A 25,170-nucleotide genomic window follows, 5' to 3' on the forward strand; every position below is an offset into this window, starting at 1 on the left:
AGTCTTGTTTTTTACTTTTTGTTTATGAATGAACGATCAATGATTACAAACTTCATAATTTCCTCACAAACTTTTGATAAGTTGAAGGTGGAGACTCGGCAGCTATAGTAATTTGTTCCTGAATTTATTGTTGCACTCCAAGGAGATTTATCATGTTTGATACTACTGTTAAATACGATATTGAAGTAATTAAGGAAGAAGCACGTGAACTTGTCAATCAAGGACTTGTTCAACGTAACCAGCCAATTTATGCTCTCAGTAAATACATTCCTGAGCGTGACTGAGTATATGTAGAACTGGAGCTAGAAAGAAACGAATTTTTGCTTAGAGACCGCATTATTGATTTGCTAGGTCGTGAAGATTGGTCAGAGGATTGCTGTTGAAAACTTGTAATTGAAATTAATAAATTCAAAACTTAATAAGCTGTTGTGCATCTAAATTGCATAACTATTAGTGAGATTCATCCTTTCTTATTGGTCGGTAGAGGCGTAGACGCGCAGCGCCCTCCCGTAGGGTACGCCTGCGGGGTACGCCTGTACATTTGCATTGTTGAGGACTAATGACCAATAACGATGAGGATATTTATGATATGAAGACGCACATTAGCTGTTAATTAGCGCTAACTAACAGAAAGATGGGTATTAGCCTCTTCTTGCTTCTGAATTCTTCTGTTTAAACTATCTAAGAGAGAGTCTGCTAATGAATTGTGCTTTTCCCAATTCAGTACAGGCATTTCTTGCCAACAGTGGCGGCAAAACCAGTAGATTTCAGAGCCGCGTATATGTAGTAAAAGAGGACTAGAACAGCAAGGACAGTAATTCATAATTTTCTAAAAATTCTCATTCTAAATGTGTTTATCGCCAATTCAAACAGCTTGTTGACGATCCCATCAGGGATAGAAAACAAACTTTTGATGTTATTCATGATAATTGCTGATTATGAGGAAGTTGTGAGGAACTTTAAAAGTTTTCCAATTTACTTAATGTTTCTCAATATTTTCCTCAGTTTCACTTCAATAGAAATGTACAAATAAATATCAACTTATTTATCGTGGTGACTGATAGTGGTTAGTAGGTAGGGGTGGGTTTTTGCTTAGTCAATCGCTGGCAAAAGTAATATCTGATTAAACCTGCCCGTATAGTCATAGCTAACAAACAAAAACTAACTACCAACTACTCTCATAACTATATTTCATTTATTTACACTCAAAAATCTTCACAAGATCCTCAAATTATCTTCCTATAACCATAGGTGTAGGACGAGCAGAGCAGAAAAATTGACTGCAAATCCTCTCAAGATGCTTTATGTGTTAGAGGAAGCTAAAAATGCCAGAAATACTGGTCAATCAACAAACTGCTAGCAAAGTTTCTAAAGAACAAGCCCTAGTATTGCTTTTGACTGAAGTTGGTATTGCAGATATTCCCTTAGTAGGTGGAAAGAATGCTTCTTTGGGAGAAATGCTTCAACAACTAGAGTGTAAAGGCGTGAAGGTTCCTAATGGCTTTGCAACCAGTGCCTACGCTTACCGCTACTTTATCCAAGCTGCTGGATTAGAGGCAAAATTGCGTCAGATTTTTGCAGATTTAGATGTCGAGGATGTTAACAATCTGCGCCAAACAGGCAAGCAAGCTCGAAATTTAATGCTGCAAACGCCTTTTCCTGAAGAATTACAAACTGCGATCGCTCAAGCTTACGAACACCTCTGTCAACAATATGGCCCGGATACCGATGTAGCCGTTCGTTCCAGCGCTACAGCCGAAGACTTGCCTGATGCTAGCTTTGCCGGACAGCAAGAAACTTACTTAAACGTCCACGGATTGCCAGCTGTACTGGAAGCTTGTCACAAGTGCTTCGCCTCCATTTTTACCGATCGCGCTATTTCCTACCGTCAAATCAAAGGCTTTGATCACTTCAATATCGCCCTCTCGGTAGGCGTGCAAAAAATGGTGCGTTCTGATTTAGCAGCTTCTGGTGTCATGTTCTCTATCGACACCGAAACTGGTTTTAAAGACGCTGCTTTGATTACTGCTGCTTACGGTTTGGGTGAGAACGTCGTCCAGGGTGCAGTTAACCCAGATGAATACTTAGTATTTAAACCCACTTTGCAACAGGGATTCCGCCCGATATTAGCAAAACGCTTAGGTACAAAAGAAATCAAAATGGTCTATGACGTGGGCGGTTCTAAATTAACTAAGAACGTCCCTGTTGCAGCTAGTGAAAGGCTGCAATTTGCCCTCAATGATGATGAAATATTACAACTAGCACAATGGGCTTGCACCATTGAAGACCACTATTCGCAAGTGCGCGGTGTCTACACGCCAATGGATATCGAATGGGCAAAAGATGGCATTACCAATGAGCTATTTATTGTCCAAGCGCGTCCGGAAACAGTACAGTCTCAGAAAGAACAAAATGTCCTCCGCACTTACTATCTGAAAGAAAAGGGTAATGTGTTGGTTACAGGTCGAAGTGTGGGTGAGATGATTGGGCAAGGTAAAGCCAGAGTCATCTTGGACGTGCATCAAATTCAGCAATTTCAGCCAGGAGAAGTGCTGGTGACAAACCGTACCGATCCCGACTGGGAACCGATCATGAAAAAAGCGAGTGCGATCGTCACCAACCAAGGCGGACGCACGTGCCATGCTGCAATTATTGCCAGAGAAATGGGAATACCTGCGATCGTTGGTTGCGGTAATGCTACTACTGCAATCAAAACTGGGCAAGAAATCACTATCTCTTGTGCAGAAGGTGAAACCGGAAAAGTTTACCAGGATTTATTGTCCTATGAAGTGCGGGAAGTACCGTTGGAGGAATTGCCGCGCACCCGCACTAAAATCATGATGAATGTGGGCAATCCGGAAGAAGCATTTAGCTATGCAGCCATTCCTAATGATGGAGTGGGATTGGCGCGGATGGAATTTATTATTGCCAACCATATCAAAGCTCACCCACTCGCGCTACTCCACTTTGACGAGTTAGAAGATGAGCTTGCTAAATACAAAATTGCAGAATTAACTGGCCAATACGAAGACAAAGCCGAATTCTTTATAGATAAACTGGCGCAGGGTATTGGTACGATCGCCGCAGCTTTTTATCCCAAACCTGTAATTGTCCGTCTTTCGGACTTCAAGAGCAATGAATATGCCAACCTCTTGGGTGGTAAACAGTTTGAACCCAAGGAAGAAAACCCGATGATTGGCTGGCGCGGTGCGTCTCGCTACTATGACGATCGCTACCGTGAGGGTTTTGCCCTTGAATGCCAAGCAATGAAGCGAGTCCGCAACGAAATGGGCTTAACCAATGTGATTTTAATGGTTCCCTTCTGCCGTACACCTTCAGAAGGTCAACGAGTCTTGGCAGAGATGGCGAAAAACGGCTTGGTACGGGGTGAAAACGGTTTAGAAGTCTACGTAATGTGCGAGTTGCCCAGTAATGTGCAGCTAGCAGATAAGTTTAGCGAAGTGTTTGATGGGTTCTCAATTGGATCGAATGACCTGACGCAGCTGACGCTAGGATTGGATCGGGACTCAGAGTTAGTCGCTCATCTATTTGATGAACGCGACGAAGCAGTCAAGCGGATGATAACCCAGGCGATCGCAATTGCCAAACAGTGCGATCGTAAAATTGGTATCTGTGGTCAAGCACCCAGCGACTACCCCGAATTTGCCCGCTTTTTAGTAGAACAGGAGATTGATTCAATTAGCCTCAACCCTGACTCAGTTTTGAAGACTCTCTTGGAAATCGCCGCGACTGAACAAGAAAGTCAATAGTCATTGGTCATTGGTCATTAGTCATTTAGTAAAGAACAAATGGCTAATGACTAATGACAAAGGACAAATAACTAAGGACTAATCACTATGTTTTCCAAAATATTAGTTGCTATAGACAATTCCGAAATTGGGCAGCACGTTTTTGATGAAGCTTTATCTTTGGCACAAAAACTGGATGCACGTCTGATGTTGCTGCATGTTCTAGATCCTTTCGATGAACGTTATCCAGGTTCTATAGCCTTACAAACAGATACTCTCTATCCTAGTTTACACTCGCAAGCTGTGAGCTACTACATGGGACAGTGGGAAGCACTGAAAAAAGAAGGAATAGAATTTTTGAGAATATTTTACAATCAGGCGAACACAAAAGGTGTACCAACTGAATTTGCTCAAAATTTTGGCGAACCAGGTCGAGTCATTTGTGAAGTAGCTCGAAAGTGGGAAGCTGACTTAATTGTCGTTGGTCGTCGGGGTCGGCGGGGTCTAAGTGAGTTTTTCTTGGGTAGCGTCAGTAATTACGTTCTGCATCATGCTCCCTGTTCAGTTTTAACAGTACAAGGATTAATTCAGACTACAAAAGCAGACTCACAAGCTACACATGCAGCTACACCTTAGTTTGATCTTTCAGTAAATCTTATCAATCGATTCACCTATTCTGTGTAGAAATTTCTCAGTAATCTAAAAATAAGTTTTCTGTCGAATGGTGGCGTTATCGCTATGAATAACCTTTCCAAAGAACTGCTTCGCAATTTTGAGTTAGTCCATAAAGAAGATATAGAGACAATTACCTAAGTTTTGGCGCGGATAACAACAAAAAGCCCAGACGAAATTAAACCACAAACCACAAACAAAGAACTTTTTACTAACTATTGTGAAACTACTGGCTAAGTGAACAACCACAAAGGATTGCAAAGATATTTGACTCATTTGTAAGTATTACTAACACTTTTTCTAGAATTAAAGTACAGAGAATACTGTAGAAATTTAGTAACTCTGAACCTCAGCAATCAAGACGCTAACTGCTGCCAGATTTTGCAACTACGAAATATACAGAGTTAACTGCATAAAAAAACTGAAAATATTGCGTGTTGAACTCATTTTCAGCAATTCATGCATATTCTCTACATTCAGAGGAGGCATAAACGATGACCACCATCGTTCAACGTCGAAAAGAATTTGATTTTTCCAAGCTATGGGATCGATTTTGCGCGTGGATTACCAGCACTAACAATCGTATTTACATCGGCTGGTTTGGCGTGCTGATGATTCCGACTTTGCTAGCTGCCACTATTTGTTTCATCTTGGCTTTCATTGCTGCTCCCGGCGTAGACATGGAAGGTATTCGAGAGCCAATCAAGGGTTCTTTGATGGATGGTAACAATTTGATTACAGCTGCTGTTGTACCAACTTCTGCTGCGGTTGGCTTACATTTTTATCCAATTTGGGAAGCCGCTTCTATAGATGAGTGGCTTTATAACGGCGGCCCCTATCAATTAATTGTGTTGCACTTCCTAATCGGTATTTGGTGCTACCTCGGGCGACTTTGGGAACTCAGCTATCGCCTTGGTATGCGTCCTTGGATTGCCGTCGCCTTTTCTGCACCCGCCGCCGCAGCAACAGCCGTTTTGCTAGTTTACCCCATTGGTCAAGGTAGCTTTTCTGACGGCTTACCTTTAGGAATTGCGGGAACCTTCCACTTTATGATGGCTGTTCAAGCAAATCACAATATCCTGATGCATCCTTTCCATATGTTGGGGGTTGCCGGAGTCTTTGGTGGCGCGTTCTTGAGTGCCTTGCATGGCTCATTGGTTGCTTCAACGCTCATCCGCAACACCAGCGAAAACGAGTCTATAAACGTTGGGTATCAGCTGGGTCAAAAGCAAGTGACTTACAGCTACTTGGCAGGACACTATGGTTTCTTAGGTCGCCTGTTGATTCCACCTTTTGCTAGTCGAAATCACCGCGCTTTTCATTTTCTAACAGCAGCTTTGCCAACAATAGGTATTTGGTTTGCTGCACTGGGTGTTTGTTCAGTCGCATTTAACCTGAATGGATTTAACTTCAATCACTCAGTCTTAGATAGTCGAGGTGCACCGATTCCCACAGATGCCGATTTACTCAATCGAGCTAATATTGGGTTACAAGCAATGCACGCTCCTAATACTCATAATTTCCCACCGATTCTTTCTAGTGGTATACCATTTCCGGTGAGTTGAAAAATTGAAAATTTCCTCGTAAATAAAAAGTTTTGTCATTAAAACCCGCCCTTTGATTGAATGTTGCAGGGGCGGTTTTTTAAACTGTCGCCAGCTTAAAAATGAAAAGAAGGACAAGGAGGACAAGGAGGGAGGGGTGATGGGGAGAGTCCAGTTTTATATTCTCCCCACCTCCCCACCTCCGCTTCTCCCACTTTCCCATTCTCCCTGGTCTGACCGCACCAAGAATTTATGAATACTGAATCTATGCTCTAGCCTCTCATCTCTAATCTCTATTTTTATATCTTTAAAAAAATTTATTTAAATTCAAGATAATTATTATTGAAATAAGTTATTAAAATTTTTATGAAAATGTTGATTAAACAACAACATTTTAGCAAGGAATAAAGTAATGTAAGCTTAAAAAGCCGCTGTAGTAAATGTGGCATTTAAGCGGTTTTATAAGATTATTACTTACGCAACTGCCACAATCATTAAGTTTGAATTAATTCATTTAATGATTATTTTGAAGCACTTAAATACTGAATGCAAACTCAAAAAAATGGCGTAAGTGATGAATTAGTCAATAAAACTAATTTTTCGTAAAATCATGACTTTAACAAATTAGCCTAGCTAAAGATTCTCATTAAAAACTGAATTTCGGAAAATACATGTCTGTGCGTTTTCAAGATTTCATGCGAAAAATTAGGGTGATTGGTAGCTTTTTGAATTTATATTATTTAGGTAATGTGATGATGTAAATATATATTGCTAATTAGTTGTTACATATGTAACCAATAAACTTGACATTTATTTTTATTTAATGTCAATCGTTTATATTACTAATCCAAATGATGTAATGGAGCGATGAGTAATAGCTCGTTACAATAAGATTATATGTTGATCGTTCACTCAAGCTTCTCCCCAAGGAGTACACTCAGTTAGCATTAAGCAGACCTTTCTGCTGAGACTACAAATGAACAGACACACTTTCACAAAGTCTGTACATAAGTGAAAAAACCTTGAGTTTTCTGTTAACTATGAACAGTAAAGATAATCTGTGTTTAGTTGTACTTAGTACAAAAAGGCAGAAAGCAAGAGGTGAGACAGCTCGCTCCAAAAGGGGTTTCCACGGCGACGGCGCTTAAAGTTCCGACACTATGCGGAACACGCGCCTCCCCATGTAGACGCCTACAGGGCAGCTTCAAGGTAGAGTAGGGCAGAAGGGGATATGGTCGATTTATTTATGCCACCGTATTAATTCTTGAATTTGATTTACTGCCATGACTAAATCCAGTACAGATTATCTGTTGACAAATGACAAGGAAAAACTTTCCATGTTTAAAATTTAGAGGTATCAATGACTTTTACTAGTTTTAGCAAACAAACAAATCAATATAAATTACTTCAACCAAGGCCGCAGTGGCAGGGAGAGAACCTTATGGATGCTGGGATCGATAGTGAAGATGCGAATATGCTAGATACCTCAGCAGAAACGAACATTCTCAATAACTCAAATCGCGGTCGAGTTGCTATTTTTATTGATGGCTCAAATCTATTTTATACCGCTTTACAACTCGGAATTGAAATTGACTATGCTAAACTACTTTGTTGTTTAACTCGGGGTTCTAGGTTATTACGTGCTTTTTTCTACACAGGAGTCGATCGCAATAATGATAAGCAGCAGGGTTTTCTGTTGTGGATGCGTCGAAATGGCTATCGTGTGGTTACAAAAGATTTAGTTCAGCTTCCAGATGGCTCCAAAAAAGCCAATCTTGATGTAGAAATTGCTGTAGATATGATCAATTTAGCTCCCTACTACGATACTGCGGTTTTAGTGAGTGGCGATGGAGATTTAGCCTATGCTGTAAATGCGATCGCTTACAAAGGAGCACGGGTAGAAGTCGTCAGTGTCCGCTCAATGACTAGTGACAGCTTGATTGATGTTGCCGACTGCTTCATTGACCTCGATACGATTAAACAATACATTCAAAAAGACTCTAATTCTGCCTATAACTGTCGCTCGCTATCCAACACCAGCGTCTAATTGACAATCTTCAATCTTCAATCCATCTTCATCTACACTAGTATCATGCCAGACTCACAGCTACTTTCTAGAGTAAAATGGCAACTACTAAAAGTGACTCTGTGCATTTTACTCACCTCTAACTGAGATGGATATTTTAATTGTTGAGGATGAACCGGAGATTGCTCAGTTAATTCAACATACTCTCGAAAAAGAAGGGTTTACCTGTCGCATTACCCGCGATGGCATCTCTGCCTTGCGGATGTTTCAGGAGCAACCACCAGATTTAATGATCCTAGACTTGATGATTCCTGGCTTGGATGGGTTAGAGGTCTGTGCCAGAATTCGCCAAAAACCAGGTGCAAAAGATCCATATATATTAATGCTCACTGCCAAGGGTGAAGAAATTGATCGTGTCATTGGCTTATCTACTGGTGCTGATGATTATATGGTTAAGCCTTTTAGCCCCAGAGAGTTAGTTGCCAGGGTGCGCGCCCTTTTGCGGCGCAGCCTTCGCGGTGGAGGGCAAAATCAAATTTATCGTACGCAACATTTTACAGTAGACGTAGAACAGCGTACCATCAGTCGCCAGATAGATTCTCAGCCATCAGAAATTCTAGAGTTAACAACCCTAGAATTTAACTTGCTCAGCACTTTCATCAGCAGTCCTGGTCGAGTTTGGAACCGTAGTCAACTGATTGACAAACTCTGGGGCGATAACTTTTTTGGTGATGAGCGGGTTGTAGATACTCATGTAGCGCGGTTGCGAAAAAAAATAGAACCAGATCCTGCTAATCCCACGTTTGTTAAAACTGTTGTAGGCGTAGGTTATAAATTTGAAGACCCGCCCCTAGTTTGAGCATGTTCAAGATTGGTTGGCGTTGGACAAAGTCCTTGCCTTTGGGAACTCGTCTATTTTTTTCCCACCTCGTAGTCATAATTGTGGCGGTGGTTAGTCTCGTCATCATTAGCAAACTTTCTTCTCCCCGCCTTTTTGTCCTGCACTTACAGCAATTAGAAAAACGGGGGTACAGATTATTTAATATCCGTACAGAATTAGTTGCCGGATTTGAAATCGCTTGGAGACGAAGTACTTTATGGTCAGTCGTAGTCAGTGCTACGGCAGCAGGAGGATTGAGTTACTTAGTCTCTAAGCGGATTATGCAAGGCTTAACTAAGATGGAACAAATTACTCAAGAGTTTGCTAGTGGTCGGTTGAATGCACGAGTACCTGTATCGGATATTCCAGAACTGAACAGACTGGGAGCAAGCTTTAACCGTATGGCAGCCAGTTTAGAAGGAGTAGAAGCGCGGCGGCGGGAATTAATTGGAGACATGACCCATGAATTGCGGACACCCTTAACAGTAGTGCGCGGTTATTTGGAAGAACTGGCTGACGGGAGAATAGAACCCTCTAGTGAAATTTATCTGCGGTTAGTCAAGGAAACGAAGCGGTTAGAACGATTAGTCAACGATCTGCAAGAACTTTCTAAAGCAGAAGCTGGTTATTTGCCGATTAACATTCAGCCTGTAAATCTACGTCCCTTACTAGAGTCATTAGTGGAAAGATTCGCCGACCAATTGCTTGAAGATGGGCCAGTGCTGCGACTGGAGTGTCCGCCACAGCTACCCCCTGTGTTAGCAGATATTGACCGTACAGAACAGGTGTTAGTGAATCTAGTTGGTAATGCAGTGCGTTACACTCATCAAGGCGCAATTACCATCCATGCTTGGACTGATGCCTCAAAACTTTGGATTGCAGTAATTGATACGGGTATGGGAATTGCCGCAGCAGATTTGCCCCATATATTTGAGCGCTTTTGGCGAGCTGATAAATCCCGCGATCGCCATTCCGGTGGTACTGGTATCGGTTTAACAATCTCTCGCCGTCTAGTGGAACTACAAGGCGGCTACATGGAAGTAGAAAGCGAACTCGGAAAAGGTAGCACTTTTCGTTTCTGTTTGCCTTTGTTTCGTTACAATGCCCGTTCGGGATAGCGAAAATAAGTCTTTCTCTTACCCCTTTTTGATTCACATCTCGCACGCCTATGCAACAACCTGAAGGCACTGCCTCCAAACCCTCGTTACCAGGTTCAACCTGGTAACGAGGACTAGAACCAGAGGCTCTTTATAGACATGAATTCGGTTGGGGTCAACCATTGGGTTAGGCGATGTCAGACAGGCACAGCCTGCAATTGCTGTTTGAGCCTAGAATCCTCGCCCTTATAGAGTGGGGAGTATGTAAATATTGATACCAAATTGCGTTCGGACATAGCAATAGCAATTCGTGCCCTCTCCCCTTCCCCTCTCCCAAATTGGGAGAGGGGTGCCGGCAGGCGGGGTGAGGGAAGTACTATTTTTGACTGCAACTTAGTATGACTTTTGCAAGAGGTATCATAAACAAAGTTCACAACAAAGTGTAAAATCTGCTGATCCGTTTCCCACTTTCAACCGAATTTTAATCATTCATTTAACACATAATTTTCATAGATAATACCAATTCTCAAAACTAGAACTACACATAGTTCGTAGTAAGTACTTAAGTGCTTACTACAAGCCAAGAAAATTTGTAGTCATTTTTTCGAGAAACAGTATAAATAGTGATGCAATATAACTTTCTGCTGTGAATACAATTATGATTAGGTATTTATTACCCTAATTTTCCTAATCAGATTAGGGTTAACCTCAAGTTCAAGGTGAAAGATAAAAGGTAAAATTATCAACTTAACTCTTTACTTTTGCTTTTTTATTTTGACTAAATACATGCAATTCCACTTGATAAAATGTATCAATCACAACTATCTTTTAGATGCAGCATAATCGCAGATGAAAGACCATCCCAAAGAGGAGTATTAACATCAGCCTTTCTCAAACCTACCGCCGTCCACGAATTACAATTTTTCAATATAGAGTAACTGCCAACTGCTCCATAAAAGCCTGCATTGCTAGTATGACCATTACCTAAACGAATTTTTTTACCCTTTGCATCTACTTTAAAGCTAGTTTGGATATACTCCATTAGTTGTAAATAATCGTCTTTATTGACTCGAACACATTTTACTTCTAAATTATCTAGTATTCTTTGATACCCTTTGACATGCATTACAGAGGGAGTAGGCAGAAATAGTGCTTTCAGAGTAGTAGACAATTTCAAATCTGCCAAAGAAGGAGTTGACATATAGAAGTCTCTATCTCCCCACCCAAAACTCAAATAATTGTAATCTTGGGTAGTATCTATACCAACTTCATTTATATATATATAATTGTGCCAATCAAAAACATTATTTTTGGTTGGCACTATAATATTGGAATGAATGCCTGTGTTTGAAATACAAATTTTCAATTCACAATTGTCTTTTGAGTAACTCATCCATTTTCTAGGTACAAACGCACTGATAGCTAGCAAAGCAAAGCCAAATAAGACAACACCTAAAAAGCAACTAGTCAACCGATATAATAAGCGTATAAAAACTAAATTATTAGTAAATTTCATAACAATACCTGCACAGTTTGAGAGGTAATTTCAACGAGGTGTAGGCGATATGTAAATAATCTGATGTATAAGCTATAAAAAGTATTGCCCATGAATCGGCGCGCACTGTTGTTAGTAAATCGTCAATCCCGCCAAGGACAAAAGCGTCTGCCAGAAGTGATGAGTTGTCTGGTGCAACAAGGATTCGAGTTAATTGCAGCATCCGCAGAAAACCCTCAAGACTTCTCAGATGTGATCCGCAGATACCAGCATCAAGTTGACATGGTAATTATTGGCGGTGGTGATGGCACTCTCAATGCTGCGGTAGGCACTTTAATTGAAACCAAATTACCCTTGGGAATCTTACCCTTGGGAACTGCCAACGATTTGGCTAGGACTTTAGGAATTCCCAATTCATTACCTGAAGCTAGCAAAGTTATTGCTAACGGTAAAGTGCGACGCATCGACTTAGGACGAGTAAATGACAAGTACTTTTTCAACGTAGCTAGTTTGGGGCTGAGTGTGAAAATTACGCAGCGACTCACCAAAGAAGTTAAACGCCGTTGGGGAATATTTGCTTATGCTTTCACCGCATTGCAAGTAATTTGGGAATCTCGACCCTTTAGTGCCGAGATTCGTATTCATGGCAAATCAATTAAAGTCAAAACCGTGCAAATTGCAGTTGGTAATGGTCGATACTACGGCGGTGGCATGGCAGTAGCTCACGATGCCACCATTGACGATCAAAGACTAGACTTGTACAGTTTGGAGATTCAGCACTGGTGGGAAATTATTTTCTTACTGCCTGCGATGCGACAAGGGCGACATATTAATGCACGCAATGTCCGCGCCCTTCAAGGTCAGGAAATAGAGGTGTACACCCGCAAACCGCGTCCTATTAATACTGATGGTGAAATTACGACCCAGACTCCTGCACGTTTTCGTGTTATTCCTCAAGCACTAGCTGTTTTTATTCCTAGAGAATAATTTTAATTTAGATACCTATAAACTTATTTCATTACGACCCAGACTCCTGCACGTTTTCGTGTTATTCCTCAAGCACTAGCTGTTTTTATTCCTAGAGAATAATTTTAATTTAGATACCTATAAACTTATTTCATAACGCTAGTATCTATTACAACAAGACAGAAGGTAAAACGCTCAAAAAATAAGCTTTTTGCTTAATTTCAACGTTATCTTTATTTCCACCCTAACATACTAGTACAACGTGGCGGAAATAAAGCTACCATTACAAATTGACGAAAAGCTTATTTCATAAGCTTTTTGACTTTTGAATGCGTGAATGCGTGACTTCCGCGCAGCGGTACTAGCCGCTATTTTCTAGTTTTTAACCATAACTTAAATTCTGCCTACGATAGATGAAAATTTGATATTTTAGGAAATAGTATAGATGCATTTGTATATATAACTAATTAAATTTATTTTAGTTAGTAAAACTAAATATTGTGAAAAATCACATCACTTCAGGGCAAATGCATTTGAAATTTTCTCAAGACATCAAGGCACTTTTGCAACGTTTAGCCGAACAGCCTTTGTCACTTGGAGATGTTCTAGCAGAAACCTCTGAACGAGGTTTTAGCTTGGTGATTGCACTATTAGTTTTGCCATTTTTGTTTCCCATGCCACCAGGATTAACAGGCCCATTTGGTGGTGCTTGCTTGATATTATCAGTGCAGATGATTTTAGGAAGGCGATCGCCTTGGCTCCCTCACAAAATCGCTAAGTATAAATTTCCTCGTTCCTTTGCACAGATACTATTGCAAAATCTGCAACGTGTTACCAGAATCTTAGAAAAAATTGCTCGTCCTCGATTGTCTAAAATAGCTGACCATGGCTGGGTTTGGCGTCTTAATGGGCTTTGTATTTCCTGGCTGGCTGTGTTGCTAATATCACCAGTTCCGCTTACAAATCCCATCCCTACTATAGGTATTTTACTGTTAGCAGTAGCAACAATAGAATCAGATGGTTTACTGATGTGTATTGGCTACATTTTTACTGTTTTAACTACTTTATTATTTGCCTTTATTGGTTATGTATTTTTTATAGCTCCAAGCTTGATACCAGCACTCTGGCGGTAATTAATTATCAAATGATTTTGAATTTAGAATTTTTAATTACTTAATAAAAACCCTCAGTTCAAGACTGAGGGCAGCAATTAGGGTGCATCTACCATTTATGTATCCATCATGGTGATAACAGTATCAGGAAAAATTGACTAGTTACAGAAATTTTTCAATACCTAAAAGGGAAGAAGTTTTCCTAATTTGGAACATGTTATAATAAAGCCCCCAGCCAGAGGCTGAAGGCTACAAAAAACTCGGGTGCATCTACCATTTCTTTATCCGTCATACTAATGAATGCATCCGGAAGAATTTATCGATAGCGATCCCCGGTTTTAATAGCAGAGTTGTTGGAATGGAAATGGCGATCGCGCTTTTGTGTTTATCTTCTAGTTTGCCAACTCGTTGAAGTACTGTAATATACTAAGCTACTCATCAATATTAAAGTTTATATTTGTAAGTGTCCTTTCTCAATGAGCTTTTCAGCTTCTAAATTAATAAGTATTACTTGCAAAGTTAATAACCAAGTGATGATAGGGCGTTTCATTCATTACCTACAATCTCATCTGTTTGCTAATTTGCAAACAAACTAAATTGAGGTAAAATTCTCCATTCAACAGCCTCAACAAAATTAAATCACTGCAAAACAGAGTAATGAGCAATAAATCTGCCCTGCATCAGAGATTTTCTAGAAACGTCCGTCAAAAGTGCAACTAACGATTTGAGTAACTCCGCCTTTCGCGAGGCTTTAGGAGTCGATAATTGCCCCTGTCAAGGTGTAAGTCTTGGAAATGGATTTTTCTTGGTGTCTTTGTGTCTTGGTGGTTAATAAAATTTATTTTTTCACCACAAAGGCACAAAGACACAAAGAAAACTCGATGTTGAAGGTTGCACCACCAAAGGGCTAGAGTCGATAATCAGTCTTCTCTCGAATCAACACTTTCATTTAGTGGCTGGGTAGACATTACCTATCTGGATGACAATCTCCGCCTTGTGCGTGGTAATCAGAGAAATTTGTATGTGCTGGTGCGAGATGAATAAAGTCTCTAGTGCTCATTTAGCGTTATTTTCACTACTTTCAGGTGTGTAGAGGACGTTGAAGAGAAGCCGCATTTATTCGTAACTGGCTCACCACCAACAAACAACAAAAATTTGTTGCCAGTCCGGAATAGTTTATATTGATTGGGGATAATTTGTTATCACCGGGAAGGAAACCTCTATAAAAGAGCGTCAGACATATATACAAGTGTAACTAGATGATCAGCGGCATGAAATTTCAACTGTTCTTAGCCTCTTTGTTTTCCCAGATTAAAGGACGCCATTGGTGGTTTGGTATGCTTTTGTGGATTGCATTGTGCTTACCTGCACAAGCATCTGTAATCCTGCGCGTAGCAATTGAGCGGGATGTCAATCAGGTGAAAGTGGGTAGTTCCACAACTGCGGTTGTCAAAGATAGTAGTGGCCGTACTCTGGGACAATTACCGGCGATGAATGCGTATTATGCCCAACCGGTTTCTGGCGGAGTTGCTTTGGATAAGTGGCGTTCTGCTTTATTTTGGATTGAACCGACAGGTAAGGGATTTGTTTATATTGGCGATCGCTGGTATCGAGGCAGAACTTTAGTTGTTCCCACAGAAAAAGGCCTAACTGCTGTTAACTGGGTGGATTTGGAAGAATATCTCTACAGCGTTATCGGTGGCGAAATGGACACCCGCTGGCCTCTAGAAGCTCTCAAAGCTCAAGCGATCGCTGCCCGTACTTATGCTCTTTACGAGCGTCAAAGACAGCGCAATAACCCCATTTACGACTTGGGTGATACTCCTGATCGCTGGCAGATTTACAAAGGCGTACTCAGTGAAACTCGCACTACTTATGCAGCAGTAGATACTACTGCGGGACAGGTACTTACTTACAAAAACCAGCTGATTCTCTCTGCATTCCATGCTTGTTCTGGCGGACACACTGAAAACGTCGAAGATGTCTGGGGAAGCAAAGAAGATTACTTGCGTGCGGTTCCCGACTTCGACCAAAATATCCGCGAGTGCTATTGGGCAAGAACCTTTTCTCCAACAGAAATTAGCACCAAATTTCCAGAAGTTGGCAATCCCAAGCAGATGATTGTAGAGAAGCGATCGCCTTTCAACAGCGTCAAAGCTTTAAAAATTGTCGGCGACAAAGGCGAAAAGGTGCTGCGAGGTGAAGAAGTGCGGACTGCCTTGAAGCTAAGAAGCACTCGCTTTAACGTCTCCAACGGCAATGGTGGTTTTTTACTGCAAGGACTAGGTTTCGGTCATGCGATCGGCATGAGTCAATGGGGAGCCTACAATTTAGCTCTACAGGGGGCAAATCACCTGCAAATTTTGGGGCATTACTATAAAGGCGTAGCCCTCACACCAATTAAGGTGAGTAACAAGTAATGAAATGACCAACTAATGTGGTGGTTGGTGGTTGGTGGTTAGTGGTTAGTGGTTGGTGGTTGGTGGTTAGTGGTTAGTGGTTAGTGGTTAGTTGTTGGTTGTCTCCCCACTCTCCCCACTCTCCCCATCTCCCCATCTCCTATTCCCTACTCCCTTCCTCAAGACGCCTTTGCCACTCTGCGTCAATTTGGGCACTACGCTCAACTTCTTGTTCTAGCAAGTCAGTCTCGGTAGAGTACACCAAATCTTCTTTGCCGATAACTTTTTCTGCTGCAAACTGCTGTGCATAGGCGATTTTTTGCTGTAATTGAGTATCCGCACTTGCCAATACCCTTGCTCTTGCTTGTCTTTGGCGGTTGCGTTCGGCAATTTTACGATTGCGCCACTTAATCCAGAAATAACGCACTAACGGCAAGGCTAAGAAACCTGTACCGTAGCCCAACAGCAACCAGTAAAACCCTTGGACAAAAGCTACTAGTCCACCCAATGCAGCCGCTGCTGTACCATCTCTCAACAAACTTCCTAAGATTAAAGCACCTACAAAATTGACTACACCCAATCCAGCACTTAAGAGAATTTGTCCTGACGAAGCAGCACTAAACCGCCAAGGAAATTCCTCTAAATAGGATTTTAATGAGCGACGACGCTTTTTAGCAGCACTTACTTGTAGTTCTGGGAAATAATAGACAATCTGCCCTTCAGGACTTACTGTCGGTTGTCCATTAAAGCGAGTCAAAACCGGCAGCATATAGTCTTCATACTCTTGTTGATATTTCTCACCAATATCATCAAGGTAAGGAGATATTTGTTCGGCTACCACTGCACCTTTGTTATTGCGAATGACGGCAGCAATTTCTTGCCAGCGCCGTTCTTCTAAGTTGGCATTAGGATTACCATCGCCAAACAAAAACGAAAATACAGCTTCAAAGAAATTTAGTTCGCTTTTTTCCTGTCGCCGTTCTTGGTAGTAGGTGTCGTAATTAGGGCTGAGATACCAGAAGAAATTAGGGAAATAGAAAAAGCCCCCTCCAAAATCACTACCGCGATCGCTGCTATCGCGATCGGAGTTCGCAGACATAATGATAATGAGGATGGTGATATAAATCAAGGCGATGGAAACAATCAGGAAAATGCCAAAAGAAATCCTAATCAGGTAAAAAAGAACCTTCCAGACTTTTTTCCACCATTCCTGCAACTGTAAGCGCAAGTATTTGTTACGTAAAACATCTCGAAAATTGCGCGGAAATTGGTAAACAATATCACCTGATTCTGCAACTTGCATATGTCCGCCAGCATCAGATGCAAGGGCTAATAATCCTTGATTGGCTATCTCGACATTCAAGCCTGCCTGGGTTGCCACATCGCCCACGGTAACGCGGTAGCCCAATCGTTCAACAGCTTGCATGATGGCGGGATTGGGAGCCATTGCTCTCCCCTCCTAATTGAAAACAACTCTTTCTTATTCAAGTATAAAGTTTCATTTTTAAAGACTTAGCAAGAGGAAAAAACTGAGCATACATACCCAGCTGCTTTGGGCATCCAGTTCTGAAGTTAGCCGAATACAGCCCTACTGTTGTTGTGTTGGGTTATTGTGATACTGCAAATAAAACGAGCGCGGAGGGATTCGAACCCCCGACCTACAGAACCGGAATCTGACGCTCTAATCCACTGAGCTACGCGCCCTTGCTTCGTCTAATTATACGACGTTAACAGATGAATTATAGCATGATTAAGAGAAACGAGAAAGAAATTTCCCCTTTCCCGCAGTCTTTGAAAGTGCTTTTTGTCCAGATTTCAAAAATGAGTGTCGCGATCGCGATGCAATCTCTGAATATTGATTGCTTTGTTGACATCCGTTAGTGGACTGCTGAGGGAACACAACAGGTAAACAGGTAAAAAGTTTAACTAATTGAGAAAATTCTCATTAATCTTACAGAAAAAGCTAACCTAGCTATCAAACCGCATTTCAAATTAAAACAGTTCAACCAAAGCGATCGCATTAAAGAAATAAGAATTCCTCTGTTCGAGTCTCTAGTCCCTAATCCCAAGCTTCTACATATAGCTATTAGCTGGGGAAACTTTTTGAATTTCTTCTTTAATGCTATCGAGGTCAATAAAGCAGTCAGCGACATTAATTAAATTGTCACTTGTCATCGAGCGTAGACTAACAATTTCAACCCTCACGCCTTTGTAGGAAACAGCGTTAACAGCATAAGCGAGGTCTCCATCTCCACTGACTAGAACCACAGTATCGCAGTAGGAAGCTAAGGTCATCATATCTACGGCGATTTCTACCTCCAAATTGGCTTTTTTAGAACCATCAGGAAACTGAACTACATCTTTGGTCACTACACGATAGCCGTTGCGACGCATCCACAACAGAAAACCCTGTTGTTTTTCGTTGGTGCGATCAACACCAGTGTAGAAAAAAGCGCGCAACAACCTGCCACCTTTTGCTAAATGGGAAAGTAGTTTAGAGTAATCAATTTCAATACCTAGTTGCAAAGCTGCATAAAATAAGTTGGAGCCATCAATCAAAATAACTACTCGACCGCGATTTGATAAATTATAAATTGAACTTTCTCCGGAAACATCTGGTATTTCGAGATTTTCATCTTGAAAATCTATTTCAATCAGATTTTGTTCCTGGTATAGCGGTTGGTGTCGCCATCCTTGATTTTGAGTGTTTTTTTTGTTAAAATCGGTGGTGTTCATTAAATTGCCTCAAATCAGAATTCAAAAATTTTCTTGAGATAAACAGGAAGTCAAAAGCTGTTGTTAGTGGCGCTAGAGCGCAGTCAGCTTTTCTAAAGTTTGCCTATATTTTGGTGCATCACGATCTTTTCCAACTAAATTATTCAGAACAGAATTTTGAACCACAATATTACTGCCTAGCGAAAGATGATAGCTCATAATTCCAAAAATGATAATCTTTGCTAGGGTTAAACTTTGGCATGAAATTTTGTCAGATGGTCTAACTAGCAATTAAATCCCCTTTATAACATATGTATCGTTAATTCAACAGATTGTGGTGAGGAGTCTCTTCCCCCTACGGTAAATCTTATATAGACACGCAGTAATTTCTCTGCCAATTCCTTTGGGGCAATCCTTACTTATTAAGTTGGCACCAATGCCAATATGTCCACCACAAAAGAGTTTGACGTTGCTGAATAATGAGATGATTGAGGCTGACGCGGGGATACAGTGATTATTGTTGGTGCAAATTCCAAAATCATCTCGCAATTATGCAACGCCAAGAATTTTAATAATAAGAATTAAATATAGCAAGTTGGATGTGTTTCAGCTTACTGCTGTTGTTCAGGTGTTGATGGCATCAATGGATTGAATTGTTGTTCTGGCTCTGGATTAAGAAACTGACGCCAAGTACGGATTTGCTGTTGTGCTGCCCTGTAAGCTGCTGTACCACGTGGAATGAGGCTGGCTGTCTCAATCCCTCTTGATATATCAGCTTCGCCCTGAGAACGCGCCATTTCCAACAGTTGCTGACTCCATCGGTCAATCGCTACGTCGATCTCACTGCGTAAAACGCTGTTACGAGGCACTTGCTCTGCTATATTAATTGCCTGTGCTAAAGCTTGCGGAGTCCCAGTCAATGCTACTTCTCGCGCTCTCTTCCAATTTTCGCTATCGCGAATTTGTCCGCGCCAATCATTTATAGCTGCTTGGGCTTCACTAGAAAGTGCCCTTCCCGATGTAATCTGTTGAGCGGTGTTAATTGCTCCGGGGAGATCGCCATTACTAGCTAGTTCTCGTGCTTGAGTCAAATAAGGCTGGTCTTGAATTAACTGAATCTTTGCCGTCCAAATAGCAATTTTTCTTTGTGCTTCTCGGTATAATGCCCGACCGCGACGAATTTGATTTGCCTCAGCGATCGCTGCCTGTAAAGAGTTAATATCCTCAAACGAAGCAATCTCTTCAGCACGTTCTAGAAAAGGTCTATCTTCAATAGTTTGAATCTCAGCAACCCAGCGATTAATTTCTTCTCTTGCTTCTTCGCTGCGGGGATTGCTATCGGGGACTTGTTGCGCTTCGGCAATAGCTGCGGTCAAATCGTTAATTGTTCCTTGGCTAGCCAGCATTCGCGCTTTTTCTAACTTGGAGACATCTTCAATTTCTATTTGCCAACGAGCAATTAGCTGTTGTGCTTTGTCGTAAATTGCCCTTGAGGGGTCGATTTGTTGGGCTTGGGCAATTGCTGTCTCTAGACCAGCAACATTACCTATCCAAGCATTAGCTTGCGCTTCTGCCAAGGCAATAAAATCTTCAGTTTCCGACTGTAATCCAGTACTCGGAGGAATTTGCTGAGCGATGGAGATGGCTTCATCCGCGTTGCGTTGATCTAGCTTTGTCTGCGCTAAATCAAGCATCTTGCGTCCTAATTCTGGAATTGCCTCTTGAGCCTTCTGATAGACGTAGCTATTTGTTCCTATTGATTCTACCAGCTTGATGGCTTTGAGTAAGTTATCCACATTGTCGGTTTGTGCCAAGCTTTCAGCTTTGATGAGCTTGTCGCCATCTTCCCGAGCACTAGTAATCAGGCGATTTAATTCGTCGTACTTTATACTTGCCCAGAATTTATTCTCGACTCGCAGCAATTTAGCGGCAGCCATAAATGCGTTGTGCCAGTGTTGTTCGCGCATTTCGTCTTCCGCTTTTCGGTAGATATTTTCTGCCTCAGACCAAGTTGAGTTCCATTGGGAAATTTGGTCTTTTACCAGTGTGCGGGTGGGGACATCTTCGGGGATTTGACTGGCAGTGGCGATCGCTTCTTCTAGTTTGCCTGCTTGAAAACTATTATCTGCTAGTTTCAAAATATCTCGCGACCATTGTTCGATAGAACGGTCGATTTCTGTTCGTAAGGGATGGCTGTCTGGCAGTTGTTTGACTAGGGCGATCGCTTGCAGCAGGTCTTTGACCGTTTGCTTGGATGCTGCTAGTTGGGCACAATGTAGGCGCACCGACGCACTCGCAAGCGGCCAGAAAATTGATGGGCAGTTGGGGGCAGATGGCAACTTTAATAGCATTGCCATTGACATATACGCTATGGTTCCAGGAACTAGCGTTAATACAAACGCCCACAGAACCCAACTTGTTAACAAGCGTGGTAATTTACCAGAACCACGACCACCAGAAGGTGGTTGTCCGGAATTGCTTTGTTTTGAGCGCTTCACAGGCTTAGAGTCAGAACCAGTAGCTGGTACACCAGACTCTTGAGTTTCACCGACCTGCCGTGTTTGGGATAATCTTGTCATTGTATCTGGCTCTCTTGTTCTGCCTGGTGACCAACTTTCTGGAATATCCCGCTCTGTCATCTCTCACACCATCATAAATTAACAGCAATCTGCTCTAAATCGCTACTTTGATTGTTGCCATAGTAACCTTCTCCTTAGGAAAAAGCTACCTCTTGCACTCTCTTACCTCCATAGATATCATTACAAGCCCCAATTAAAGGTAGTATTTTATACTTTTATTTGGTAGCCGCAGATTCTGCTTGCAAATCGACAATTAGCTGAGCTAAGTGGTCGCTACTTGCCTGGTAAACTGTACCACAAAAATCGCAAGTTGCTTCTGCACCATCATCTTTGATAATCATGTCTTGCAATTCTGCTTCTCCCAACAATTTCAGCGCTTTTAAGACACGGTCAAATGAGCAACCACAGTGGAAGCGTAGCATTTGAGTTTCAGGAAATATTACTAACCCCATATCTCCCAGCAAGTCTTGGAAAATTTCTGTTAAAGACTTGCCAGCTTGTAGCAAAGGAGTAAATCCTGTTAAAGCAGCAACTCGTGATTCTAAGGTTTCTATTAAAGCTTCGTCCCTGGCTGCTTTGGGTAACACTTGCACCAGCAAACCGCCAGCGGCGGTTACTCCATTTGGTTGCACGAATACACCTAAAACCACAGCTGAAGGTGTTTGTTCGGAAGTGACGAGGTAATGAGCCACATCATCTCCGATTTCACCAGAAACGAGTTCAACTGTACTGGAGTAGGGGTAGCCATAACCAATGTCGCGTACGACATAGAGATAGCCCTCACCAACTGCACCACCAACATCTAGCTTACCTTTAGCATTTGGAGGTAACTCAATTGCTGGATTTTCTACATAACCGCGTACTGTGCCATCTAAGCCTGCATCTATCAGTATACCACCCAAAGGCCCATCACCCTTTACCCTGATGTTAACTCTAGAGCCAGTCCGCTTCATGTTGGATGCCATCAACAAGCCTGCTACCATAGTCCGACCTAGGGCAGCGGTTGCTACATAGGAAAGCTTATGGCGCTGTCGTGCTTCTTCTGTCAGACGAGTCGTGATTGCGCCTACTGCACGAATCCCGCCATCGGCTGCTGTGGCGCGAATTAACTGATCCGCCATGAAAAACCTTACATTTCTTTACAACACTCTCTCTATTTTAAATTCACAGCTTGTAGAAAAGTAACCAAATATAAAGAGTAAGGGTGAAGGATGTCCGTACAAACAGAAGCGGCTTTCTGTACATTTTGAAGATGCGACACGCCATAACCAAGTCTTTGCCATACTAAAAGAAAAAGCGATCGCTCCAACAATGCTGGGTACTTTCCAAAAAAGTCAACTGCGAATAGAACTTGAAGCTTCAGCAACTGCAATTGGTGACAGTCTGCTGCGTCCTGCACAATTAGAAAAATGGCTACTTTCGGGTAGCCTTCCACCCGGAATGCCAGAACAGTTGCATCCAGGATTTCAATTTACTACCCGAACCGGGCCAGTCACTATTCATCATCAAGTAGATGTAGCAACATCCAACAGCTTGCGCTTGATTCTCAGTCAAGGAATTGACGGCTTTCACGAATGGTACTGGGGAGAAGGTTGGGTACAGTCCCGTCTGGAAGGAGTGTCAATTTTGCCACTGGCTTTGGGGCAAAATTTGAATCTGCTAAGTTTGCGGCAATTTTTATTGAATAAGTAAGTTGTTTGTTGTTTGTTGGTGGTTGTTTGTTGTTTGTTGTTTGGAAAAGTCAACAATGATCTACCAAATAATGTAAGGGCGCAAGACCTTGCACCCTTACCAACCAACCACCAACCCTCCGGGTTCGCCAGTTGCTCATGGGGGAAACCCCCAAGACCGCACTGGCTCACCACCAAAAACTAACTACCTAGACGCATTTTGCAATTCAGCTGTGCGTACTGCTAGTTGCTGTGTCTGATTACCGCGCTGCACTTTTACTTGCAACGTCTGACCGATACGACTATCTTCGACGAGATTTTGCAACTGTTCGGCACTGTTGATTGATTGACCATCAACTTGAGTAATTACATCTCCTCGGCGAATACCCGCATTAGCCGCTGGGGAATTCGGTATAACTCGCATCACTAAAACCCCATTCACTTCTGGGATGAGAAACTGGGAATTGGGGTCGCTGTTGCTCTCTTTTGCTAGCTGGGGTGTTAAAGTTAGCATCTGTACGCCTAAGTAAGGATGAGCGACTTTGCCACCGCGTTGCAATTGGGCTGCTATTTGTTTGGCTTTATCAATAGGAATAGCAAACCCAATCCCCATCGCATCAGCACGAATAGCTGTGTTGATGCCAATCACTTCACCTCGTTCATTCAATAGCGGGCCGCCAGAGTTACCTGGGTTAATTGCAGCATCAGTTTGAATAAAGTCCAAGCGTTTATCGGGGATACCTACTTGGGCGCTGGAACGTCTGAGGGTACTGACAATACCTAAGGTGACAGTGCTATCGAATCCCAAGGGATTGCCCACTGCGATCGCCCAATCTCCCACCTGTACATTAGATGAAGTACCTAAGGGTGCAACGGGCAAATCGCCACCAGCGTTAATCTTGACGACAGCCAAGTCTGTTACCTCATCCACACCTTGAACTTTGCCCTCAAAAGAGCGGCCATCCTTGAGGCGGACTGTGACTTTATCAGCATTATCGACCACGTGGGCGTTAGTCATAACTAAGCCACTTTTGTCAATAATGAAACCAGAGCCTAGACCGCGTAATTGCTCCGGAGGCAACTGTTGGGGAAAACTTTCACCAAAAAACCTCCGGAAGAATGGGTCATCATAGAATGGATCGGGGATACGACGGGTAACTGTACGTTCGGTATCAATCCGTACAACTGCCGCCCCCACGCGATTTACCGCTGCCGTCACAAAGCTGCTGCTACCAATAGCGGCTGCTGCTGGTGATTGCCGCTGGGCAATTAGTTGTGGTGTGTCTGTTGTGACAGGATCTGGTGCTGGTTCAGCTTGGGAAGGTGACACCTGTAGAGTGCCAACAGTTAATACAACTCCTAAAATTACAGCTAATACGTGAGTGGTGAGTTGTCGAATAGACCGGGGTAGTTGGGAAAATAGCATAACCACAACCTAAAATGTTTCAGTCTAGTAGTTAGGTAATTGCGACAATTATCTTTAAAGCTATTGTTGCAGATTTGATGAGAATCCCTGCGTATTGACGCTGGTTCTCATCTGCAAGTTTCGCGATTTCTCCTAATTTTTATACTTAGGGCGTTACGCGATTAGGTCTGTAATTAATAATTAAATTTATTTGAATTTAGAAGCGGAAAGCTATTCTAGACATTCACACTTGTACTGTTCGGGAATTAGGGTAGTTAGTCATTAGTCATTAGTCAAAAGTTAGTGGTTAGTAGTTATTCTCCCACTCTCCCCATCTCCCCATCTTCCACTCTCCCACTCCCCCACTCTTTCCACACCTCTCTAGGCTAGGATCTTATGTACTACCAAAACTTCAACAGTAACCAATGAACGGATCGAAGCGATTAGCTAAATCATCCTTGTCCAATTTTGAGCAAGAGGAGGATATACTCCTGGAAGATACAGACCATGTACATGCAGATCAAACTCACAAGCATGGACAGTCGTCTCATCCTCACGTTCATAGTGAAGAGTCTTTGCGACGATTGGTCAATCGGCTGTCGCGTATAGAAGGGCATATTCGTGGTATTAAGACTATGGTGCAGCAAAATAGCCCCTGTCCGGATGTGTTGTTGCAAATTGCCGCAGTGCGGGGTGCATTAGATCGGGTAGCACGAATTATTTTAGATGAACATTTAACAGAGTGTATTGCCAGAGCCGCAGAAGAAGGCAATATTGAGGTAGAAATTGAACAACTCAAAGCTGCCTTGGACAGGTTTTTACCGTAAAGGGGATTGGGGATTGGGGATTGGGAATTGGGGA

Annotated in this window: 18 protein-coding genes, 1 tRNA gene and 1 pseudogene; 13 read left to right on the top strand and 7 right to left on the bottom strand. The window is 42.1% G+C overall.

The features are described 5' to 3' along the window. The first annotated feature begins 152 nt into the window (after positions 1-152). From FIS9605_RS36780 to FIS9605_RS0111075, 7 genes and pseudogenes are all read left to right on the top strand, one after another. A pseudogene (locus FIS9605_RS36780) lies at positions 153-383 on the top strand (DUF4327 family protein). Positions 384-1,325: 942 nt separating this feature from the next. After that, the gene (gene ppsA / locus FIS9605_RS0111050; RefSeq protein ID WP_026732646.1) at positions 1,326-3,770 is read left to right on the top strand and encodes a phosphoenolpyruvate synthase; all 2,445 of its coding nucleotides are present in this window, start codon (positions 1,326-1,328) and stop codon (positions 3,768-3,770) included. Between the two features lie 87 nt (positions 3,771-3,857). Then, positions 3,858-4,385 carry a universal stress protein gene (locus tag FIS9605_RS0111055; protein WP_026732647.1) on the top strand — a complete coding sequence of 176 codons (528 nt, stop codon included), beginning with the start codon at positions 3,858-3,860 and terminating at the stop codon, positions 4,383-4,385. 530 nt (positions 4,386-4,915) lie between these two features. Further along, positions 4,916-5,986 carry a photosystem Q(B) protein 1 gene (locus FIS9605_RS0111060; protein WP_026732648.1) on the top strand — a complete coding sequence of 357 codons (1,071 nt, stop codon included), beginning with the start codon at positions 4,916-4,918 and terminating at the stop codon, positions 5,984-5,986. Positions 5,987-7,325: 1,339 nt separating this feature from the next. After that, the gene (locus FIS9605_RS0111065) at positions 7,326-8,012 is read left to right on the top strand and encodes a LabA-like NYN domain-containing protein (RefSeq protein WP_026732649.1); all 687 of its coding nucleotides are present in this window, start codon (positions 7,326-7,328) and stop codon (positions 8,010-8,012) included. A gap of 127 nt (positions 8,013-8,139) precedes the next feature. Further along, positions 8,140-8,850: a response regulator transcription factor gene (locus FIS9605_RS0111070; protein ID WP_026732650.1), complete on the top strand. Its 711-nt coding sequence runs from the start codon at positions 8,140-8,142 to the stop codon at positions 8,848-8,850. Positions 8,851-8,852: 2 nt separating this feature from the next. After that, a complete protein-coding gene (locus tag FIS9605_RS0111075; protein WP_026732651.1) occupies positions 8,853-9,989 on the top strand; it encodes a sensor histidine kinase in 1,137 nt (378 codons plus the stop codon). 790 nt (positions 9,990-10,779) lie between these two features. Here FIS9605_RS0111075 and FIS9605_RS0111080 read toward each other — a convergent pair. Then, positions 10,780-11,484 (bottom strand): TIGR02117 family protein, encoded by a 705-nt coding sequence (locus FIS9605_RS0111080; protein WP_026732652.1) that lies wholly within the window; start codon positions 11,482-11,484, stop codon positions 10,780-10,782. A gap of 90 nt (positions 11,485-11,574) precedes the next feature. On the opposite strand from FIS9605_RS0111080, the gene FIS9605_RS0111085 reads away from it, so the two are divergent. The 4 genes from FIS9605_RS0111085 to FIS9605_RS0111100 all read left to right on the top strand — a co-directional run bounded on the left by FIS9605_RS0111085 (position 11,575) and on the right by FIS9605_RS0111100 (position 15,961). Then, positions 11,575-12,450, top strand: coding sequence for a lipid kinase (locus FIS9605_RS0111085; RefSeq protein ID WP_026732653.1), 876 nt, complete (start codon positions 11,575-11,577; stop codon positions 12,448-12,450). A 506-nt stretch (positions 12,451-12,956) separates the two neighbouring features. Then, positions 12,957-13,562: an exopolysaccharide biosynthesis protein gene (locus tag FIS9605_RS0111090; RefSeq protein ID WP_026732654.1), complete on the top strand. Its 606-nt coding sequence runs from the start codon at positions 12,957-12,959 to the stop codon at positions 13,560-13,562. Between the two features lie 870 nt (positions 13,563-14,432). Beyond that, entirely contained in the window at positions 14,433-14,585 is a 153-nt protein-coding gene (locus FIS9605_RS40775) for a PAP/fibrillin family protein (RefSeq protein ID WP_082209750.1), read from the top strand. A 215-nt stretch (positions 14,586-14,800) separates the two neighbouring features. Continuing rightward, positions 14,801-15,961, top strand: coding sequence for a SpoIID/LytB domain-containing protein (locus tag FIS9605_RS0111100; RefSeq protein ID WP_026732655.1), 1,161 nt, complete (start codon positions 14,801-14,803; stop codon positions 15,959-15,961). Positions 15,962-16,100: 139 nt separating this feature from the next. Here FIS9605_RS0111100 and FIS9605_RS0111105 read toward each other — a convergent pair whose 3' ends face one another. From FIS9605_RS0111105 to hslO, 5 genes are all read right to left on the bottom strand, one after another. After that, positions 16,101-17,387, bottom strand: a complete 1,287-nt coding sequence (locus FIS9605_RS0111105) for a hypothetical protein (protein WP_026732656.1) — start codon at positions 17,385-17,387, stop codon at positions 16,101-16,103. 183 nt (positions 17,388-17,570) lie between these two features. Beyond that, positions 17,571-17,644: transfer RNA gene (locus FIS9605_RS0111110), tRNA-Arg, on the bottom strand. Between the two features lie 369 nt (positions 17,645-18,013). After that, a complete protein-coding gene (locus FIS9605_RS0111120) occupies positions 18,014-18,676 on the bottom strand; it encodes a LabA-like NYN domain-containing protein (protein ID WP_026732657.1) in 663 nt (220 codons plus the stop codon). Between the two features lie 590 nt (positions 18,677-19,266). After that, positions 19,267-21,294: a hypothetical protein gene (locus FIS9605_RS0111130; RefSeq protein ID WP_026732658.1), complete on the bottom strand. Its 2,028-nt coding sequence runs from the start codon at positions 21,292-21,294 to the stop codon at positions 19,267-19,269. 155 nt (positions 21,295-21,449) lie between these two features. Further along, positions 21,450-22,355 (bottom strand): Hsp33 family molecular chaperone HslO, encoded by a 906-nt coding sequence (gene hslO, locus FIS9605_RS0111135; RefSeq protein WP_026732659.1) that lies wholly within the window; start codon positions 22,353-22,355, stop codon positions 21,450-21,452. Positions 22,356-22,545: 190 nt separating this feature from the next. Between hslO and FIS9605_RS0111140 the strand changes: the two genes are divergently transcribed. Then, the gene (locus FIS9605_RS0111140) at positions 22,546-22,926 is read left to right on the top strand and encodes a hypothetical protein (RefSeq protein ID WP_026732660.1); all 381 of its coding nucleotides are present in this window, start codon (positions 22,546-22,548) and stop codon (positions 22,924-22,926) included. A gap of 183 nt (positions 22,927-23,109) precedes the next feature. Here FIS9605_RS0111140 and FIS9605_RS0111145 read toward each other — a convergent pair whose 3' ends face one another. After that, positions 23,110-24,330 carry an HhoA/HhoB/HtrA family serine endopeptidase gene (locus tag FIS9605_RS0111145; RefSeq protein ID WP_026732661.1) on the bottom strand — a complete coding sequence of 407 codons (1,221 nt, stop codon included), beginning with the start codon at positions 24,328-24,330 and terminating at the stop codon, positions 23,110-23,112. A gap of 404 nt (positions 24,331-24,734) precedes the next feature. Here FIS9605_RS0111145 and FIS9605_RS0111150 point away from each other — a divergent pair, with 404 nt between their 5' ends. Continuing rightward, positions 24,735-25,136, top strand: coding sequence for a metal-sensing transcriptional repressor (locus FIS9605_RS0111150; protein WP_026732662.1), 402 nt, complete (start codon positions 24,735-24,737; stop codon positions 25,134-25,136). Positions 25,137-25,170 lie beyond the last annotated feature (34 nt).

It is taken from the genome of Fischerella sp. PCC 9605 (genome assembly GCF_000517105.1).
Classification (GTDB): domain Bacteria; phylum Cyanobacteriota; class Cyanobacteriia; order Cyanobacteriales; family Nostocaceae; genus PCC9605.

Bases quoted from the DNA above. Each gene is read 5' to 3' on its own strand.
- ppsA (WP_026732646.1), top strand. From the start codon at position 1,326: ATGCCAGAAATACTGGTCAATCAACAAACTGCTAGCAAAGTTTCTAAA.
- FIS9605_RS0111055 (WP_026732647.1), top strand. From the start codon at position 3,858: ATGTTTTCCAAAATATTAGTTGCTATAGACAATTCCGAAATTGGGCAG.
- FIS9605_RS0111060 (WP_026732648.1), top strand. From the start codon at position 4,916: ATGACCACCATCGTTCAACGTCGAAAAGAATTTGATTTTTCCAAGCTA.
- FIS9605_RS0111065 (WP_026732649.1), top strand. From the start codon at position 7,326: ATGACTTTTACTAGTTTTAGCAAACAAACAAATCAATATAAATTACTT.
- FIS9605_RS0111070 (WP_026732650.1), top strand. From the start codon at position 8,140: ATGGATATTTTAATTGTTGAGGATGAACCGGAGATTGCTCAGTTAATT.
- FIS9605_RS0111075 (WP_026732651.1), top strand. From the start codon at position 8,853: ATGTTCAAGATTGGTTGGCGTTGGACAAAGTCCTTGCCTTTGGGAACT.
- FIS9605_RS0111080 (WP_026732652.1), bottom strand. From the start codon at position 11,484: ATGAAATTTACTAATAATTTAGTTTTTATACGCTTATTATATCGGTTG.
- FIS9605_RS0111085 (WP_026732653.1), top strand. From the start codon at position 11,575: ATGAATCGGCGCGCACTGTTGTTAGTAAATCGTCAATCCCGCCAAGGA.
- FIS9605_RS0111090 (WP_026732654.1), top strand. From the start codon at position 12,957: ATGCATTTGAAATTTTCTCAAGACATCAAGGCACTTTTGCAACGTTTA.
- FIS9605_RS0111100 (WP_026732655.1), top strand. From the start codon at position 14,801: ATGATCAGCGGCATGAAATTTCAACTGTTCTTAGCCTCTTTGTTTTCC.
- FIS9605_RS0111105 (WP_026732656.1), bottom strand. From the start codon at position 17,387: ATGGCTCCCAATCCCGCCATCATGCAAGCTGTTGAACGATTGGGCTAC.
- FIS9605_RS0111120 (WP_026732657.1), bottom strand. From the start codon at position 18,676: ATGAACACCACCGATTTTAACAAAAAAAACACTCAAAATCAAGGATGG.
- FIS9605_RS0111130 (WP_026732658.1), bottom strand. From the start codon at position 21,294: ATGACAGAGCGGGATATTCCAGAAAGTTGGTCACCAGGCAGAACAAGA.
- hslO (WP_026732659.1), bottom strand. From the start codon at position 22,355: ATGGCGGATCAGTTAATTCGCGCCACAGCAGCCGATGGCGGGATTCGT.
- FIS9605_RS0111140 (WP_026732660.1), top strand. From the start codon at position 22,546: ATGCTGGGTACTTTCCAAAAAAGTCAACTGCGAATAGAACTTGAAGCT.
- FIS9605_RS0111145 (WP_026732661.1), bottom strand. From the start codon at position 24,330: ATGCTATTTTCCCAACTACCCCGGTCTATTCGACAACTCACCACTCAC.
- FIS9605_RS0111150 (WP_026732662.1), top strand. From the start codon at position 24,735: ATGAACGGATCGAAGCGATTAGCTAAATCATCCTTGTCCAATTTTGAG.